Annotated in this window: 1 protein-coding gene (only partly in view); it reads left to right on the plus strand. The window is 74.7% G+C overall.

Going from position 1 to position 19,803, the window contains the following annotated elements; all coding sequences use genetic code 11:
• Positions 1 to 19,803, plus strand: part of the annotated coding region (locus tag ACRDSK_RS14640) for a type I polyketide synthase (RefSeq protein WP_431441296.1) (this coding region is incomplete at its 5' end). 215 nt of the annotated region lie beyond the right edge of the window; 19,803 of its 20,018 annotated nt are in view.

Genomic DNA, 19,803 nt, shown 5'->3' on the forward strand with positions numbered 1-19,803 from the left:
GGCGGGACGTGCCCGCCCAGCTGCGCGGCTTCGTCCGCGGCCGGCGACGGTCCGCGGCCGGCGCCCCGGCCCTCGCTACCGCGTCCCTCGTCCAGCGACTCGCCCGCGCGCACGAGGGCGACCGCATCCGGATCCTCGTCGACCTGATCTGCGAGCACGTCGCCACCGTGCTCGGCCACGCGCCCGGCACCGTGCCGGACCCGGCCCGCGAGTTCCGCGCGCTCGGCTTCGACTCGCTCACGTCCGTCGACCTGGGCCGGCGGCTGTCCGCCGCCACCGGGTTGCGCCTGACGTCCACTCTCGCCTTCGACTACCCCACACCGGTCGGCCTCGCCGGGCACCTGCTCGCCGAGCTGCTGGCGACCGAGACCGTCCCCGCTCCCACGACGTACGCCGGGTCCGCGCACCCCGACGCGGCCGCGGACCCGATCGTCATCGTCGGGATGGGCTGCCGGTTCCCCGGCGGCGTGCGGTCTCCGGTCGACCTGTGGACCATGGTCGCCGAGGGGCGCGAGGGCCTGTCCGCGTTCCCGACGAACCGCGGTTGGGACCTCGACTCACTGCCGCCGCGGGAAAGCGGCTTCCTGCACGACGCCGGCGAGTTCGACGCCGGGTTCTTCGGCATCTCGCCGCGTGAGGCGCTCGCGATGGACGCCCAGCAGCGGATCCTGCTGGAGACGTCGTGGGAGGCGCTGGAGCAAGCCGGGATAGACCCGGCGACCCTGCGCGGCAGCGCGACCGGAGTGTTCGCCGGCGTCGGCTACCACGACTACGCGGCCGGGGTGGACTTCCCGCCCGAGTCGCTCGGCTTCATCGGCACCGGCACCTCGGCGTCGGTCGTCTCCGGCCGGGTCGCCTACACGATGGGCCTGGAAGGCCCGGCGGTCACCGTGGACACGGCGTGCTCGTCGTCCCTGGTCGCCATGCACTGGGCGTGGCAGGCGCTGCGTTCGGGGGAGTGCTCGCTCGCCCTGGCCGGCGGCGTCACCGTGATGGCCACGCCGGGCGCGTTCGCGTCCTGGGACGCGCAGGCGGGCCTCGCCCCCGACGGGCGGTGCAAGGCGTTCGCCGACGCGGCCGACGGCACGACATGGTCCGAGGGCGTCGGCATGGTCGTGCTGGAGCGCCAGTCCGACGCGGTGCGCAACGGGCGCCGGATCCTGGCCGTGGTGCGAGGTTCCGCCGTCAACTCCGACGGTGCGTCCAACGGGATCACCGCCCCGAACGGTCCGTCGCAACGCCGGGTGATCCGCTCGGCGCTGGCCAGTGCCGGTCTGTCCACATCGGACGTCGACGCGATCGAGGCGCACGGGACGGGTACGAAGCTGGGCGACCCGATCGAGGCGCACGCGCTGCTGGCGACCTACGGCCAGGACCGCGAGACGCCGCTGCTGCTCGGGTCGATCAAGTCGAACATCGGGCACGCGCAGGCCGCCGCGGGCGTGGGCGGTGTGATCAAGATGGTCAAGTCCCTGGAACACGGCAGCCTGCCGCGAACCCTGCACGTGGACGCCCCGTCCGCACAGGTGGACTGGGCGGCCGGCGCCGTCGAACTGCTCACCGAGCACACCGAGTGGCCCGACACCGGGCGTCCGCGCCGCGCGGGCGTGTCCTCGTTCGGCATCAGCGGCACCAACGCGCACACCATCCTGGAACAGGGTCCCGAGCCCGCCGAGCCAGCCGGCCCGGCGGTGCCGCCCGGGGTCGTGCCGCTGGTGCTGTCCGGCCGAACTCCCGAGGCGCTGCGGGCGCAGGCCGCCCGCGTCGGGTCCATGGTGGACAGTGCGGACGTCCTCGACGTGGCCTACTCGCTGGCGACCGGCCGTTCGTCGTTCGAGCACCGGGCAGCGGTGCTCGCCACGGGCCGCGACGACGCCCTCGCCGGCCTGGCCGCGCTGGCCGACGGCTCCCCGGGCGGCGTGCGTGGTGTGGTCGGCACGGTCGGGCGTACGGCGTTCCTGTTCTCCGGCCAGGGTTCCCAGCGACCCGGCATGGGTCGCGAGCTGTACGACCGCTTCCCCGTGTTCGCCGAGGCGTTCGACGCGGTGCTCGCCCACCTGGACCCCGCGCTGCGCGGCGTGGTGTGGGGCGACGACGAGGACACGCTGAACGGGACCGGCTTCGCCCAGCCCGCCGTGCTCGCCTTCGAGGTGGCGTTGTACCGGCTCGTCGAGTCGTGGGGCGTGCGGCCGGACGCGGTCGCCGGCCACTCGGTCGGCGAGATCGCCGCCGCCCACGCCGCCGGCGTGCTGTCGCTCGCGGACGCCTGCGCGCTCGTGTCGGCCCGCGCCGGGCTGATGGCGCGGCTGCCCGCGGTCGGCGCGATGGTGTCGCTGCGGGCGACCGAGGACGAGGTGCGCCCGCTGCTGGGCGACCGCGTGGCGCTCGCCGCGGTCAACGGCCCCCGGTCGGTCGTCGTCTCGGGCGACGAGGACGCCGTGCTCGCGATCGCCGGGCGGTTCGAGAAGACGAAGCGGCTGCGGGTCTCGCACGCGTTCCACTCGCCGCTCATGGACCCGGTGCTCGACGACTTCCGCCGCGCGCTCGACGGCCTGTCGTTCGAGCCGCCGCGGCTCGCGTTCGTCTCGACCCTGACCGGTGACGCGACCGGCGACATGGACACGGACGTGACGTCCCCGGAGTACTGGGTGCGCGGCGTCCGGGAGCCCGTGCGGTTCGCCGACGCGGTCGCCACGCTCGAAGCCGACGGCGTCACGATCTTCGCGGAGCTCGGCCCGGACGGCGTGCTCGCGGCGATGGGGCAGGAATGTGTCTCCGGGGACCAGGCGTTCGTGCCGCTGGCACGCGAGGACCGGGACGAGGAGACCGCGGCCGTCACCGCCCTTGGCCGGCTGCACGTGTCCGGCGTGCCGGTCGACTGGGCGGGCTTCTTCGCCGGCACCGGTGCGCGCCGGACCGACCTGCCGACGTACGCGTTCCAGCACGAGTGGTACTGGCCGAAGCGGGCCCGGACCGGGGACGCGAGCGCCCTGGGGCTGGTCCCCGCCGGGCATCCGCTGCTCGGCGCGGCGGTCGAGCCGGCGGACTCCGACGGCATGCTGTTCACCGGCCGGCTGTCGGTGGCGACGCACCCGTGGCTGGCCGAGCACGTCGTCGCCGGCGAGGTCACCTTCCCGTCCGCCGGGTTCGTCGAGCTGGCGCTGCGGGCCGGCGACCACGTCGGCTGTGAGCTGGTGCGGGAGCTGGCCGTGGCTTCGCCGCTCGTGCTGTCCGAACGGGACGCCGTCGCGCTGCAGGTGCGGGTCGGCCCGCCGGACGAGGACGGGGCGCGGACGCTGGACGTGTACGCGCGCCGCGCCGACGGGGCGGACCGGCCGTGGGTCCGGCACGCCTCGGGTGTGCTGGCGTCCGGGTCGCGCACGTCGTCGTTCGACGCGGTCGAGTGGCCGCCGGCCGGTGCCGTGGTGTGCGACCTCGACGGCTTCCACGAGGAGCTGGCGGCGGACGGCGTCGCCTGCGGGCCCGCGTTGCGCGGGCTGCGTGCCGTGTGGCGGCGCGGGTCCGTCGTCTTCGCCGAGGTCGTGCTGCCCGACTCGGCGGGCGAGCCCGGCACGTACGGGATCCATCCGGCCCTGCTGGAAGCCGCGCAGCAGGCGACCGTCGCGGCGGGCGCGCCCGTCGGCGGCGTGCTGCCGAGCACGTGGCGCGGCGTCTCGCTGTCCGCCGAGGGCGCCACGGTCCTGCGGGTCCGGGTGACGTCCGAGCACGGAGCCGCGGTGTCGCTCGACCTGGCCGACAGCCTCGGCGCCCCGGTCGCGACTATCGACTCCCTCACCTACGCCCCGGTCGTCGCCGGCGAGCGCGACACGGCGCGGGACCCGCTGTACGGCCTCGACTGGGTCAGCCTGCCGCGGCCGGACGCGCCGCCGGCCGTCCCACTCGTCGCCGACCCGCTCGCCCTCACCGAGGTTCCGGACGTCGTCGCCCACCGGTTCGACGTCGACGCCGCCCTGTCCGTGCCGGACGCGGTGCACGAGGCGACCTGCCGGGCATTGGCGCTCGTCCAGGGCTGGCTCGCCGACGACCGGTTCGCCGCCTCCCGCCTGGTGTTCGTCACGCGGGACGCGGTGCGGACCGAGTCGCCGGACCCCGTCGCCGCGGCCGTGTGGGGACTGGTGCGCTGTGCGCAGCTGGAGAACCCGGACCGCTTCGTGCTCGTGGACACCGACCTGCCCGGCTGCGTCGACGCGCCGGTGGCGACGGGCGAGCCGCAGGTGCACGCGCGCCGCGGGATGCTGCGGGCCGGACGGCTCGTCCCGTTGGCCCCCAGCCGGTCCGAACCGTCCACATGGGACGCCGAGGGCACGGTCCTGGTCACCGGCGGCACCGGTGGACTGGGCGCCGAGCTGGCCCGCCACCTGGTCGCCGAACACGGCGTGCGCCACCTCGTCCTCACGAGCCGCCGCGGTGCACAGGCGCCCGGCGCCGCGGACCTGCGGGCGGAGCTGGTGGCCGGCGGCGCCGAGGTGACGCTCGCGGCGTGCGACGTCGCCGACCGGGACGCGGTCGCCGACCTGCTCACCGGCGTGCCCGCCGAGCACCCGCTGACCGCCGTCGTGCACGCCGCCGCGGTGGTGGACGACGGCGTCGTCCCGCAGCTCACCCCCGACCGGATGGCCGCCGTGCTGGGGCCGAAGGCGGCCGGCGCGTGGTACCTGCACGAGCTGACCCGCGACCTCGACCTGGCCGCGTTCCTGCTGTTCTCGTCGGTGTCGGGGGCGGTGGGCAGTCCCGGGCAGGGCAACTACGCCGCCGCGAACGCCTTCCTCGACGCGCTCGCCACGCGACGCGCGACGGACGGGCTGCCCGCGACCTCGCTCGTGTGGGGTCCGTGGGCGGCGCGCACCGGGATTTCCGGCCACCTCACCGACATCGACATCCAGCGGATGACCGCCGCCGGCCTGCCGCCGATGGACACCCGGCGGGGGCTGGCGTTGTTCGACGCCGCGCTGCATCGCGACGAGCCGGTCGTCGTACCGGTGGTGCTGAACGTGCCGGCCCTGCGGGCCCAGCACCACGTGCCGCCGCTGCTGCGCGGCATCGCGGGCGGCGGCCGCCGCAAGGCCGCCGGCGGCGACGCGATCACCGCGTCGACCCTCATCGACAAGCTGACGAGGCTCGGCTCAGGTGATCGCGTCCAGGCCGTCGAGGACCTGGTGCGCGCGCGGGCGGCCGCCGTGCTCGGCCACGCCTCCGCGTCCAACGTGGACAGTGGGCGGGAGTTCCGGGCGCTGGGCTTCGACTCGCTGACCGCGGTGGAGCTGCGCAACCAGCTGGCCGACGCGACCGGCCTGCGGCTGCCCGCGACCCTGGTGTTCGACTACCCGACTCCCGCCGTGCTGGTGCACCACCTGCTGACCGAGCTCCTCGGCGGCGAGCAGGCACCCGCCGCGCGGGCCGGGGGAGCGGCGTTCGACGCGAACGACCCGATCGTCATCGTCGGCATGAGCTGCCGCTACCCCGGCGGCATCGCCTCGCCCGAGGACCTGTGGCGAGTGGTCAGCGAGGGCGTGGACGTCATCGGCGACTTCCCGGCCGACCGCGGCTGGGACCTCGAGGGCGGCTACGACCCCGAGGGCCGCGCCGGTTCGTCCTCCGCGCGCGAGGGCGGCTTCCTCTACGACGCGGCCGAGTTCGACCCGGGCTTCTTCGGAATCTCGCCGCGCGAGGCGCTGGCGATGGACCCGCAGCAGCGGCTGCTGCTGGAGACGTCGTGGGAGCTGTTCGAGCGGGCCGGCATCGACCCGGGCAGCCTGCGCGGCACCGACACCGGTGTGTTCGTCGGCGCCACCGGACTCGGCTACACGCCGCCGATGGAGGTGCTGGGGCACGGCATCACGGGGGTGGCCACGAGCGTGATGTCCGGCCGGCTCGCGTACACCTACGGCCTGGAGGGGCCGGCGGTCACCGTGGACACCGCGTGCTCCTCGTCCCTGGTCGCGTTGCACTGGGCGACCCAGGCGCTGCGGTCGGGCGAGTGCTCGCTCGCGGTCGCCGGCGGCGTGTGCGTGATGGCGACGCCGGGGATCTTCGCGGAGTTCACCCAGCAGCGCGGGCTCGCGCCCGACGGCCGGTGCCGCGCGTTCGCCGACTCGGCGGCCGGCACGGGCTGGTCCGAGGGCGTCGGCCTGGTCCTGGTCGAGCGGATGTCGGACGCCGTGCGCAACGGGCACGAGGTGCTCGCGGTGGTGCGCGGTTCGGCGGTCAACTCCGACGGCGCGTCCAACGGGCTGACCGCGCCGAACGGCCCCTCGCAGCAGCGGGTGATCCGTCAGGCGCTGGCGACCGCCGGTCTGTCCACATCGGACGTCGACGTGGTGGAGGCGCACGGCACCGGCACGACACTGGGCGACCCGATCGAGGCGCAGGCGCTGCTGGCGACCTACGGCAAGGACCGGTCCACGCCGTTGTGGTTGGGGTCGGTCAAGTCGAACATCGGCCACACCCAGTCCGCGGCGGGCGTCGCGGGCGTGATCAAGACCGTGCAGGCGATGCGGCACGGCGTGCTGCCGGAGACGCTGCACGTGGACGCGCCGACGTCGCATGTGGACTGGGACGCCGGCGCGGTCCGGCTGTTGACCGAGCGCACCGAGTGGTCCTCGGACGGAAGACCGCGGCGTGGTGGCGTGTCGTCGTTCGGCGTCAGCGGCACCAACGTGCACCTGATCCTCGAGGAGGCACCCGCTCCCGAACCGGTCACCGAGTCCGCCGTGGCCGCCCCGCCGGCGGTGCCGTGGGTGCTGTCGGCCCGGAGCCCGGCCGCGCTGCGTGCGCAGGCCGCGCGCCTGCTGTCCGATGTGGACGACTTGACTGCCGCGGACATCGGATACTCGTTGGTCGCCACGCGAGCGGCGTTCGAGCACCGTGCGGTGGTGGTTGGTGCGGACCGGGCGGAGCTGCTCGCCGGGTTGACCGCGCTCGCCCGCGACGAGGCGGCGTCCGCGGTAGTCGAAGGCGTCGCGGACGCCGAGGGCCGGACCGTGTTCGTGTTCCCGGGCCAGGGTGCGCAGTGGGTGGGCATGGGCGCCCGGCTGCTGGACGAGTCGCCGGTGTTCGCCGCGCGCCTGGGCGAGTGTGCCGCGGCGCTCGAGCCACATGTGGACTGGTCGTTGCTCGACATCCTCCGGGAGGGGCGGGACCTGAACCGGGTGGATGTGGTGCAGCCGGCGTCATTCGCGGTGATGGTCGCTCTCGCCGCGTTGTGGGAGTCGCACGGGATCACACCGGACGCGGTCGTGGGTCATTCGCAGGGTGAGATCGCGGCCGCGGTGGTGGCGGGTGCGCTGTCGTTGGATGACGGTGCGCGGGTCGTTGCCTTGCGCAGCAAGGCCATCGCCCGCACCCTGGCCGGCCGTGGCGGGATGATGTCGGTCGCGTTGTCGCTGGCCGAGGTCGAGCCTCGACTCGGCGAGGGTCTGTCGGTAGCGGCGGTGAACGGGCCGCGTTCCGTGGTGGTGGCGGGGGAGCCGGACGCGCTCGATGCGTTGTTCGACGAGCTGACCGCCGAGGAGGTGCGGGTTCGACGGATCCCGGTGGACTACGCCTCCCATACCGACCACGTGGACTTGCTCTACGACGAGTTGCTCACCGCGCTCGCGTCCGTCGAGCCGCGCGCGGCGACCGTGCCGTTCTTCTCCACGGTCACCGGACAGTGGGCGGACGGCACCGGCCTCGACGCCGGCTACTGGTACCGCAACCTGCGCGAACAGGTCGGCTTCGAGCAGGCGATCCGCGCGCTGGCCGACGACACGCACGGCGTCTTCGTCGAGGTCAGCCCGCACCCGGTGCTGACCATGAGCATCCAGGAGACGGCTCGCGACGCGACCGTCACCGGCACGCTGCGCCGCGAGGAGGGCACCCTCGCCCGGTTCCTGACCTCCGCCGCCGAGCTGTACGTGCGTGGCGTCCCGGTGCGGTGGAACCTGTCCGGCCGCCGTGTTCCACTGCCCACCTACGCCTTCCAGCACGACCGCTACTGGCCCGATACCGCGGCGCCGTCGGCGGCCACGAGCGTCGATGACGAGTTCTGGACGTTGGTCGACGACGCGGACCCCGCGTCGCTCGCGTCCGCGTTGGACGTCGACGGCGAGTCGCTGCGCGCGGTGCTGCCCGCACTCGCGACCTGGCACAGGCGTCGGCAGGACCGGTCGCTGACCGACGGCTGGCGGTACCGAACCTCGTGGAAACCGTTGTCCACCAAGCACACCGGCACGCTGTCCGGCACCTGGCTCGTCATACGGCCGACCCACTCGACGGACGTCATCAGCGCCAAGCTCGGCGTGCCGACCGTCTCCGTCGAGCTGGACGATCTCGACCGCGCAGCCGTCGCCGAACGGCTGAACGGAGTCGGCACGGACTACGCAGGCGTGGTGTCGCTGCTTGCGTTCGACGAGTCCGCGGTCCCCGGCCTCGACGTGCCGGCCGGGCTCGCCGCCACCAACGCCCTGCTGTACGCCCTCGGCGACGCGGGGATCGCGGCGCCCGTGTGGCTGCTGACCCGCCAGGCGGTGTCGACCGGCGCCCGTGACCCGCTCGGAAGCCCGCTGCAGAGCGGAGTCTGGGGTCTGGGCCGCGTCGCCGGCCTGGAGCTGGGTGATCGCTGGGGTGGGGTCGTGGACCTCCCGGCGGACCTCGACGAGCAGGTCGTCGCGCGGCTGAGCGGCGTGCTGTCCGGTACCGAGAACGAGGTGGCGCTGCGTGCCTCGGGTGTGTTCGCGCGGCGGCTCGTCCGCGCCGCGGGCGGACGCGGCGATGCTGCCGTGCCCGCCACGGTCCTCGTGGCCGGCGACGACGCCGAGCTGGGCGGCCGCGTGGCGCGGGTGCTCGCCGACGCGGGCACCGAGCACGTGGTGCTGGCCGGGCGAGATCTGGCCGTCTCGTGCGACCTCACCGACCGGGCCGACGTCGAGCGGGTGCTGGCCGATGTCGAGCCGGACGGGGTCGTCTGCCTCGGTGCCGGCGATCCGGCCGACGAGGAAGCCCTGTCGGCACAACGGTTCGCGGCCTCCTTCCGTGCCACCGTGCTGCCCGCACTGTACTTGGACGAGCTGACCCGCGAGCGGGAGCTGTCGATGTTCGTGCTGTTCGGCTCGGCCGAGGCGGCGCTGGGCAACCGCGGGCAGGAGAACCGCGCCTCCGGCAACGCCGTGCTCGAGGCCATCGCCGCGGGCCGGCGCGCGGCGGGTCTGCCCGGTGTCGCGATGTCGTGGGGCCTGTTCGCCGACGACGAGACCTCCGCCGGCACGGTGCTGCCCGAGCTGACCGCGCGGGCGGGACTCGTCGCGATGGACCCCGACCGCGCGCTCGCGGTGCTGCCCCGCATCGCCGGCGACGGCGACGCGGCGGCGGTCATCGCCGACGTGCGGTGGGACGCCTACACCGGCACGCACGGCGTGCGAACCTTCCTCGGCGAGCTGCCCGAGGTGAAGCCCGCCGTCGACGCGAAGCCCGTGGGGGAGTTCGCCGCGAGGGTCCACTCGGCGTCGGAAGCCGACCGGCTGGACCTGGTGCTGGACCTCGTGCGCTCGCAGGTCGCCGCCGTGCTCCGGTTCCGGTCGGCCGACGACGTGGACGCCGGCCGCGCGTTCGGCGCCCTCGGGTTCGACTCGCTCACCGCGGTCGAGCTGGCCAACCGGCTCGGCGCCCGGACCGGGCTGCGCCTGCCGGTGACGCTGGTGTTCGACCACCCGACTCCGGTGGTGCTCGCGCGCCACCTCCTCGACGAGCTGACCGACTCGGCACCCGAGACCGCAGTCGCGGGCGGCGGCCCGCTGTCGGCCGAGCCGATCGCGGTCGTCGGGATGAGCTGCCGCTTCCCCGGCGGCGCCAACTCCCCGGACGAGCTGTGGCGCGTGGTCGCCGACGGCGTCGACGCGATCGGCGGCCTGCCGACCGACCGGGACTGGAACATCGACCCCGCCAAGGGATACCAGGGCGGCTTCGTCCACGACGCCACCGAGTTCGACGCCGGCTTCTTCGGCCTCGCACCCAAGGAGGCCGTGGGCATGGACCCGCAGCAGCGACTCGTGCTCGAGGCCTCCTGGGAGGCGTTCGAGCACAGCGGCATCGACCCCGCCGATCTCGCGGGCTCGCGCACGGGCGTGTTCGTCGGTGCGGGCGCCGGCGGGTACGCGCCGCCCGCGGACGCGGCCACCAACCTCATGACCGGCCACCTCACCAGCGTCATCTCGGGGCGAGTCGCATTCCACTACGGACTGGTGGGGCCGGCGGTCACCATCGACACGGCGTGCTCGTCGGCGCTCTCGGCGATCCACCTGGCCGCGCAGTCCCTGCACACCGGCGACTGCGACCTCGCGCTCGCCGGCGGCGTCACCGTGATGGTCACGCCGGCGTCGCTGACGGAGTTCGACGCGGTCGGCGGCTGGGCGGGCGACGGTCGCTGCCACGCCTTCGCCGACTCCGCGTCCGGCATGGGCACGGGTGAGGGCGTCGGGCTCGTCATGCTCGAACGGCTCTCCGACGCGCGCCGCAACGGCCACCGGGTACTGGCGGTGCTGGTCGGCTCGGCCGCGAACTCCGACGGCGCGTCCAACGGCCTGACCGCGCCCAACGGGCCGTCGCAGCAGCGGGTCATCCGGCACGCGCTCGCCAGCGCCGGACTGTCCACATCGGACGTCGATGCGGTGGAGGCGCACGGCACCGGCACGACCCTGGGCGACCCGATCGAGGCGCAGGCGCTGCTGGCGACCTACGGCCAGGACCGCTCCACGCCGCTGTGGCTGGGCTCGGTCAAGTCCAACATCGGCCACACGCAGGCCGCCGCCGGCGCCGCGGGTGTGATCAAGATGGTCAAGTCCCTGGAACACGGCGTGCTGCCGAAGACGCTGCACGTGGACACCCCGTCGACCGCGGTCGACTGGTCGGCCGGGTCGGTCGAGCTGCTGACCGAACGCACGGCGTGGCCGGAGACGGGCCGGCCGCGGCGCGGTGCCGTGTCGTCGTTCGGGGTCAGTGGGACGAACGTGCACGCGATCTTCGAGCAGGCTCCGCCGGACATCGAGGAGACCGAGCCCCGCCACACGCCGGCCGCACTGCCGTGGGTGGTGTCGGCCCGGACGCCGGCGGCGCTGCGCGCTCAGGCGGGCCGTCTTCGGTCGCGTGTGGACGGTGTGGATCCGGTGGATGTCGGGTTCTCGCTGGTCTCGTCGCGGGCGGTGTTCCAGCATCGCGCTGTCGTGGTCGGCGAGGAGACGTCCGACCTGCTGGCCGGGCTGGACGCCTTGGCTGCGGGCGAGCCGTTGACCGGTCTGGTCGAGGGTGTGGCCGATGTCGAGGGCCGGACGGTGTTCGTGTTCCCGGGTCAGGGTGCGCAGTGGGTGGGCATGGGAGCCCGGCTGTTGGAGGAGTCGCCGGTGTTCGCCGAGCGGCTTGCCGAGTGCGCCGCGGCACTCGATCCGTTCGTGGACTGGTCGCCGCTCGATGTCTTGCGCGAGGGCCAGGACCTGGACCGGGTCGATGTGGTGCAGCCGGTGTCGTTCGCGGTGATGGTGGCCCTTGCCGCGTTGTGGGAGTCCTACGGTGTCACGCCGGACGCTGTGGTCGGTCACTCGCAGGGTGAGATCGCCGCTGCCGTCGTCGCGGGTGCGCTGTCGCTGGACGATGGTGCGCGGGTCGTCGCGTTGCGCAGCCAGGCCATCGCTCGCACGCTTGCCGGTCGTGGCGGGATGATGTCGGTCGCGCTGCCCGCTGCCGCCATCGAGCCCCGGCTCGGCGAAGGGCTGTCGATCGCCGCGGTCAACGGACCCGCGTCGGTGGTGGTCGCCGGCGAGCCCGGCGCGCTCGACGTGCTGACCGCCGAGCTCACGGCGGAAGACGTGCGCGTGCGGCGGATCCCGGTGGACTACGCCTCCCACACCGACCACGTCGACCTGCTGCACGACGAGCTGCTCGACGCCCTCAGCGCGATCACGCCGCGCGCCACCACGGTGCCGTTCCTGTCCACGGTGACCGGTGAGTGGGTCGGCGGCACCGAGCTCGACGCCGGCTACTGGTACCGCAACCTGCGCCACCGCGTGGACTTCGAGCCAGCCGTCCGCGAACTGCTCGACACGCGACACCGCGCCTTCGTCGAGGTCAGCCCACACGCCGTGCTGGGCATGGCCGTGCAGGCCATCATGGACGACACCGAGACGCCCGCGGTCACGGTCGGCTCGCTGCGTCGCGACGACGGCGGCCTGCGGCGGTTCCTGACGTCCGCGGCCGAGCTGTTCGTTCGCGGCGGCCGGGTCGACTGGGCCCGCCTGTTCGACGGCACCGGCGCCGCGCGGGTCGACCTGCCGACGTATGCCTTCCAGCGCCGGCGGTACTGGTCGCACGGCGGCTCGGGGAACGGCGGCGACCCGGCCGGCGTCGGCATGCGGGCCGAGGCCCATCCGCTGCTCGGTGCCGCGGCCGACCTGGCCGAGTCCGGCGGCCTTTTGTTCACCAGCCGGCTGTCGCTCGCCACCCACCCCTGGCTGGCCGGGCACGCCGTCGGCGACGTCGTGCTCTTCCCCGGCACCGCGTTCCTCGAGCTGGCGGTGCGTGCGGCCGACCAGACCGGCTGCGACCTCGTCGACGAGCTGACCCTGGGCGTCCCGCTCGTGGTGCCCGAACACGCGGCCGTCGCGCTGCAGGTGTCGGTCGGCGCCCCCGACGACACCGGCCGCCGCGAACTGGCCGTCCACTCGCGACCGGCCGACGGCGACGAGTGGACCAGGCATGCGACCGGCGTCCTGGCCACGAGAGACACGACGGACACCCACGAGTCCGCCGAGTCCGCCGGGTTCGCCCCGGAGAGCTGGCCGCCGGCCGGCGCACGGGCCGTGGACGTGAGTGGGCTGTACGACCGGCTGGCCGAGGCCGGCATCGCGTACGGTCCCGTCTTCCAGGGACTGCACGCGGTCTGGACCGCGGCCGACGCCGTCTACGCGGAGGTCGCCCTGCCGGACGACACCGTCGAGGACGCGGCGGCGTACGGGATCCACCCGGCCCTGCTCGACGCGGCGCTGCACGCGCTCACGTTCGTCGACCTGGGCTCGGAACCGTCGGCCGGCGGCCGGATGCTGTTCTCGCTGTCCGGCGTCACCGTGCACGCGGCCGGTGCCACGGAGCTGCGCGTCCGCTTGGCGCGCAACGGATCCGACTCGGTGCGGCTCGACGCGGTGGACGCCGGCGCGTCCCCGGTCGTCACCGCCCGCTCGGTAACCACCCGCGCGGTCGACCCGCGCGCCGGTGCCACGGACCCGCTGTACCGCCTGGACTGGGTGCCCGCCCCGGCGGCCGAGATCGCGTTGTCCGATGTGGACATCGTGGATCTCGACGCCGTGGACCTCGACCTCGCCGCGGTCGACGAGGTGCCCTCGATCGCCGCGGTGCACGTCGCCGCTCGGGACGGCCTGGCCGTGAGCGAGGCGGTCGCCGACCTGACCTCGCGCGTACTGGCGCTGCTGCGGACATGGATCACCGACGAACGCCGCGCCGAGTCGCGGCTGCTGGTCGTCACCCGCGGCGCCGTCGCGGTCGACGAGGGCGACGACGTCCTCGACCTCGCCGCCTCGGCCGTGTGGGGCCTCGTCCGGTCAGCACAGGCCGAACATCCGGGCCGGTTCGCGCTGTTGGACCTCGACACGGCCGAGCTGCCCGACGCGGTGTCCTTCGCCGAGCCGCAGTCCGCGGTCCGCGCCGGCGTCACCCGTGTCGTCCGGCTCGCCCGGGTCACCACCGATGAGTCCATATCGGACGACTGGGATCCGGACGGCACCGTGCTGATCACGGGCGGCACCGGCGGCCTCGCCGCCACGCTCTCCCGCCACCTGGTGGCCGGCCGCGGCATGCGGCACCTCGTGCTCGCCGGCCGCCGCGGCCCGGACGCGCCCGGCGCGCTCGAACTGCAGGCCGAGCTGCTCGCGCACGGCGCCGACGTGTCCGTCGTGGCCTGCGACGTGTCCGATCGGGACGACATCGCCCGGCTGCTGCGCGCGATCCCCGCCGAGCACCCGCTCACGGCCGTCGTGCACGCCGCGGCCGCCCTGGACGACGGGATCGTCGAGGCGCTCACCCCGGAGCGGATGGACACTGTGCTCGGCCCCAAGGCGTACGGCGCTTGGCACCTCCACGAGCTCACTCAGGACCTCGACCTCGCGGCGTTCGTCATGTACTCGTCGGTGTCCGGCACCGTGGGCGCCGCCGGCCTGGGCAACTACGCGAGCGCCAACGCCTTCCAGGACGCGCTCGCCCAGTACCGGTCCGCGCGCGGTCTGCCGGGTCGCTCGCTGGTCTGGGGTCCGTGGGAGGCGGAGGACGTCAATGGCGGGATGACCGCCGCCAACGACCAGGTCGTCGCCCGCTCCCGGGCGTCCGGTCTGCGCCTGATCCCCGGCGACCGGGGCGTGGCCATGTTCGACGCGGCCTGCCGTACCGGGCACGCCGTGGTCGTGCCGGCGCTGCTCGACCTCGCCGTGTTGCGCGCCGCGGAGGAGCTGCCGCCGGTGCTGCGCGGGCTCGTGCGCACCGGCACCCGCCGGGCCACGGCCGCCGCGTCCGGCGGGCTGCTGCGGCGCCTCCGGGAGACGCCCGAGCCCGAGCGCGACCGCGTCGTGGTGGAGACCGTGCGCGCGCAGATCTGCGCGGTGCTCGGCCACGACCCGGCCGACGTCGACGTGCGGCGGGAGTTCAAGGAGATCGGCTTCGACTCGCTGACCGCGGTCGAGCTGCGCAACCGCCTCAGCACCGCCACCGGACGGCGGCTGCCCGCGACCATGGTGTTCGACCACCCGACGCCGACCGCGCTCGGCAGGTACCTGCTGGAACGTCTCGGCGAGCTGCCCGCCGCGACGCCGGGCGCCACGGCCGGCGCCGCCTACGACCCGGACGACCCGATCGTCGTCGTCGGCATGGGCTGCCGCTTTCCCGGCGGAGTCCGCTCGCCGGAGGACCTGTGGCGGCTCGTGTCCGAGGGTGTCGACGCGATCGGCGACCTGCCCACCGACCGCGGCTGGGACGTGCCGGCCGACGGGTTGCGACAGGGCGGCTTCCTCGACGGCGCGGCGGACTTCGACCCGGGCTTCTTCGGGATCTCGCCGCGCGAGGCGCTGGCGATGGACCCGCAGCAGCGGCTGCTGCTGGAGACCGCGTGGGAGACCATCGAGCACGCCGGCATCGACCCGACGACACTGCGCGGCACCCGGACCGGCGTGTTCGTCGGCGCCGCGGGGTTCGGCTACACCGCGCCGCCGGAGCTGGGTGCGCACCTGGTGACCGGCCAGTCGATGAGCGTGGTGTCCGGCCGGGTCGCCTACGTGCTGGGCCTGGAGGGTCCGGCGGTCACCGTCGACACGGCGTGCTCGTCCTCGCTGGTCGCGCTGCAGTGGGCCGCGCAGGCCGTGCGGTCGGGGGAGTGCTCGCTCGCCCTCGCCGGTGGTGTCTGCGTGATGGCTACGCCGGTGGCGTTCGGTGAGCTCGGCCTGGCCGACGGCTCGTCGCCCGACGGCCGCTGCCGCGCGTTCGCCGACTCGGCCGCGGGTGCCGGCTGGTCCGAGGGCGTCGGCCTCGTCATGGTCGAGCGCCTGTCCGACGCGCGGCGGGGCGGCCACGAGGTGCTCGCCGTGGTGCGCGGGTCGGCGACCAACCAGGACGGTGCGTCGAACGGCCTGACCGCCCCGAACGGCCCGTCGCAGCAACGGGTCATCCGCGCCGCCCTCGCCACCGCCGGACTGTCCACATCGGACATCGATGCGGTGGAGGCGCACGGCACCGGCACGGCGCTCGGCGACCCGATCGAGGCGCAGGCGCTGCTCGCGACCTATGGACAGGACCGCACGACGCCGCTGCTGCTGGGGTCGGTCAAGTCCAACCTCGGGCACGCACAGGCCGCGGCCGGCGTCGCCGGAGTGATCAAGATGGTCAAGTCCCTGGAACACGGCGTGCTGCCGAAGACGCTCCACGTCGACGCCCCGTCGTCGCATGTGGACTGGACCGACGGCCGGGTGGAGCTGCTGACCGAGCCGACGACGTGGCCGGAGACCGGTCGCGCCCGGCGGGCCGCGGTGTCCTCGTTCGGCGTCAGCGGGACGAACGCGCACGTGATCCTCGAGCAGGCGCCGCCGCTGGAGGCCGCCGAGGAGATGTCGCGCCCGGCCGGCATCGCCGTGCCGTGGGTGGTGTCGGGACGCACGGCGCCGGCACTGCGTGCGCAGGCCGAACTGCTGCGGTCCGCTGTGGACGGTCTGGCGCCGGCGGACGTCGGGTTCTCGCTGGCGTCGTCGCGGACGGTGTTCGAGCACCGGGCCGTGGTCGTGGGTCGCGAGGCCACTTCGCTGCGGGTGGGCCTCGAGGCGCTGAGCGCGGGCACGCCGATGACCGGCCTGGTCCGGGGTGTGGCCGATGTGGACGGTCGAGTGGTGTTCGTGTTTCCGGGTCAGGGTGCGCAGTGGGTGGGTATGGGTGCCCGGCTCATGGAGGAGTCGCCGGTGTTCGCCGAGCGCCTGGCCGAGTGCGCCGTCGCGCTCGACCCGTTCGTGGACTGGTCGTTGCTCGACGTCCTGCGCGATGGTCGGGACCTGGACGGGGTTGATGTGGTGCAGCCGGCGTCGTTCGCGGTGATGGTCGGGTTGGCGGCGTTGTGGGACTCCTACGGCGTGGGGCCGGATGCGGTGGTCGGCCATTCGCAGGGCGAGATCGCTGCCGCCGTTGTCGCCGGTGCGCTGTCCCTGAAGGACGGTGCGCGGGTGGTGGCGTTGCGCAGTCAGGCGATCGCTCGGACTCTGGCGGGTCGTGGCGGGATGATGTCGGTCGCGCTGCCGGTTGCCGAGGTCGAGTTTCGTCTCGGTGAGCGGCTGTCGGTCGCGGCCGTGAACGGTCCGGCGTCGGCCGTGGTGGCCGGCGACCCGGACGCGCTGGACGTCCTGTTCGACGAGCTGACCGGCGAGGACGTACGGGTCCGGCGGATTCCGGTGGACTACGCCTCGCATACCGATCATGTCGACCTGCTCCACGACGAGCTGCTCGACGCCCTCGCCCCGATCACTCCGCGCGAGGCGGCGGTGCCGTTCTACTCGACCGCCACCGAAAAGTGGGAGGACGGCGCCGGGCTGGACCCCGGCTACTGGTTCCGCAACCTGCGCCACCGCGTCGACTTCGAGCCCGCGATCCGCACGCTGCTGGCCGCCGAGCACCGCGTCGTCGTCGAGGTCAGCCCGCACCCGGTGCTCGTCCCCGCCGTGCAGGACATCGTCGACGAGGTCGAGGCGAACGCGGTCGTCACCGGGACGCTGCGCCGCGACGAGGGCGACCTCGCCCGCTTCCGCACCTCGGTGGCGGAGCTGTTCGTCCGTGGCGTACCGGTGCGCTGGAACCTGACCGGTCGCCGGATCTCGTTGCCCACGTACGCCTTCCAGCACGAGCGCTTCTGGCCGGAGCGCACGCTCGCCCGCGCCGGCGACCTCGCCTCCGCCGGGCTGCTGCCGACCCGCCACCCGCTCGCCGGGGCGACGGTGGCGCTGCCCGGATCGGACGAGTTCCTGCTGACCGGGAGCGTCTCGCTGCGCAGCCATCCGTGGCTCGCCGACCACGCGGTCCGCGGCACGGTGATCCTGCCGGGCACCGCGTACCTCGAGCTCGCCCTGCGCGCCGGCGACGAGGCCGGGCTCGACCGGGTCGAGGAGCTGACGATGGAGACCCCGCTCGTGCTCGACGACGCCCCGGTCCAGCTGCAGGTCCTGGTCGGCGCCGCCGCCGAGGACGGCGCGCGGCCGGTCAGCATCCACTCGCAGCGCGCCGGCGAACCGTGGGTCCGCCACGCCGGCGGCACGCTCACCGCGACCGGGACGCGGCCGGACGCGACCCCGGAACCGGCCACTGTGGAGTGGCCCCCGGCCGGCGCGGACGAGCTCGCCGTGGACGACTTCTACGCAGGGATGGACGAGGGCGGCCTGTACTACGGCCCCCTGTTCCGCGGCCTCACCGCCGTGTGGCGCGCCGACGGGGAGGTGTTCGCCGAGATCCGCCTGCCCGAGCACGGCGACGGGACCGGCTTCGGCATCCATCCGGCGCTGCTCGACGCCGCCCTGCATCCTGCGGGCGCCGCGTTCGAGGGCGAGAGCGAGGGCGGCGTGCTCCCGTTCAGCTGGAACGGCGTCACCCTCCACGCCGCCGGCGCGACCGTGCTGCGGGTCCGCATCAGCGGCTCCGGGCCGAACGCGGTGTCGCTGACCGCGACCGACGAGCACGGTGCGCCCGTGATGTCCGTCGAGTCCCTCGTGTCGCGTCCGGTTGCCGCGCAGCGGATCGGCGACGCCCTGCACAGCTCACTGTTCCAAGTGGACTGGACGCCTGTCCGGGCAGCCCCGGCCACCGGTCTCGTCGTGTCCCGCTGCCCGGCGGACGGCACGCCGGCGGAGGTCGTCGCCGAGGTGCTGGGCACCCTGCGCTCCTGGCTCGCCGACGACCGCGCCGACGACGCCCGTCTCGCCGTGGTGACCACCGACGCGGTTGCTGTCGACGGCGACGCAGCCCCGCGGGACCTGACGCAGGCCGCCGTGTGGGGCCTGGTGCGCAGCGCCCAGTCCGAGCATCCGAACCGGTTCGTCCTGGTAGACACCGACGACCCGGACGCCGAGCTGCCCGGGTGCGACGAGCCGCAGTACGCGGTGCGCGGCGGCACGGTCTACGCGCCACGGCTCGCTCGCGCGGCGGTCCCCGAGCCGGCTCCCGTGTTCGACCCCGACGGCACCGTCCTGGTCACCGGCGGCTCCGGCACCCTCGCCGGGCTGGTGACCCGCCACCTCGTGGAGTCGCACGGCGTGCGGCACGTCGTACTGGCCGGTCGCAGCGGACGGCTGAGCCCGTTCGCCGAGAACCTGGCCGCGGACGTCCGGGCGGTGTCGTGCGACGTCGCCGACCGGGACGCGCTGGCCGCCCTGCTGGCCGACCTCCCGACGTCGCTCACCGGCGTCGTGCACGCCGCGGGCGAGCTCGCCGACGGTCTCATCGAGACGATGACGCCCGAGCAGGTCGACCGTGCGCTGCGAGCCAAGGTCGACGGCGCCCGGGCCCTGCACGAGCTCACCGCCGACCTACCGCTGTCCGCGTTCGTGCTGTTCTCGTCCGCCGCCACGACCTTCGGGGCGCCCGGGCAGGGCAACTACGCCGCGGCCAACGCCTGGCTGGACGCGCTCGCCCAGCACCGGCGCGCGCAGGGCCTGCCCGCGGTCTCCATGGCGTGGGGCCTGTGGGCCGAGCGCAGCGGGCTCACCCGCGACCTGACCGACGGCGACCTCGCACGGATGGCCCGCGGCGGCACGGCGGCGATGCCGACCGAGCACGCGCTGGCGCTGTTCGACGCCGCGCTGCTCGCCGACCGCGCCGTCGTGGTCACCGCCAAGCTCAACGGCGAAGTGCTCCGAGCGCAAGCCGAGTCCGGGGCGCTCCCGCCGCTGATGCGCGGGCTCGTCCGAAACCCGGGCAGGCGCACGGTCACCGCCGACGAGTCCGCCGCGCTCGCGGCACTCCCGCCGCGCGACCGCGCCCAGCGGCTGCTGGCGCTCGTGCGCGGGCACGCCGCCGGAGTGCTCGGCTACGGCTCGGCCGACGACGTGCCGCCGGGCCGGGCGTTCAAGGACCTCGGGTTCGACTCCCTCGTGGCGGTCGAGTTCCGCAACCGGCTCGCCGCCGTCACCGGGCTGCGGCTGCGCGCGACGCTCGTGTTCGACCACCCGACCCCGGCCGCGCTGGCCGAGGACCTCGCCGGCCGGTTCGGTGCCGGACCGGCCGACCCGCCGCCGG

The organism is Actinophytocola sp., from assembly GCF_050699915.1.
Taxonomy (GTDB): Bacteria; Actinomycetota; Actinomycetes; order Mycobacteriales; family Pseudonocardiaceae; genus Actinophytocola.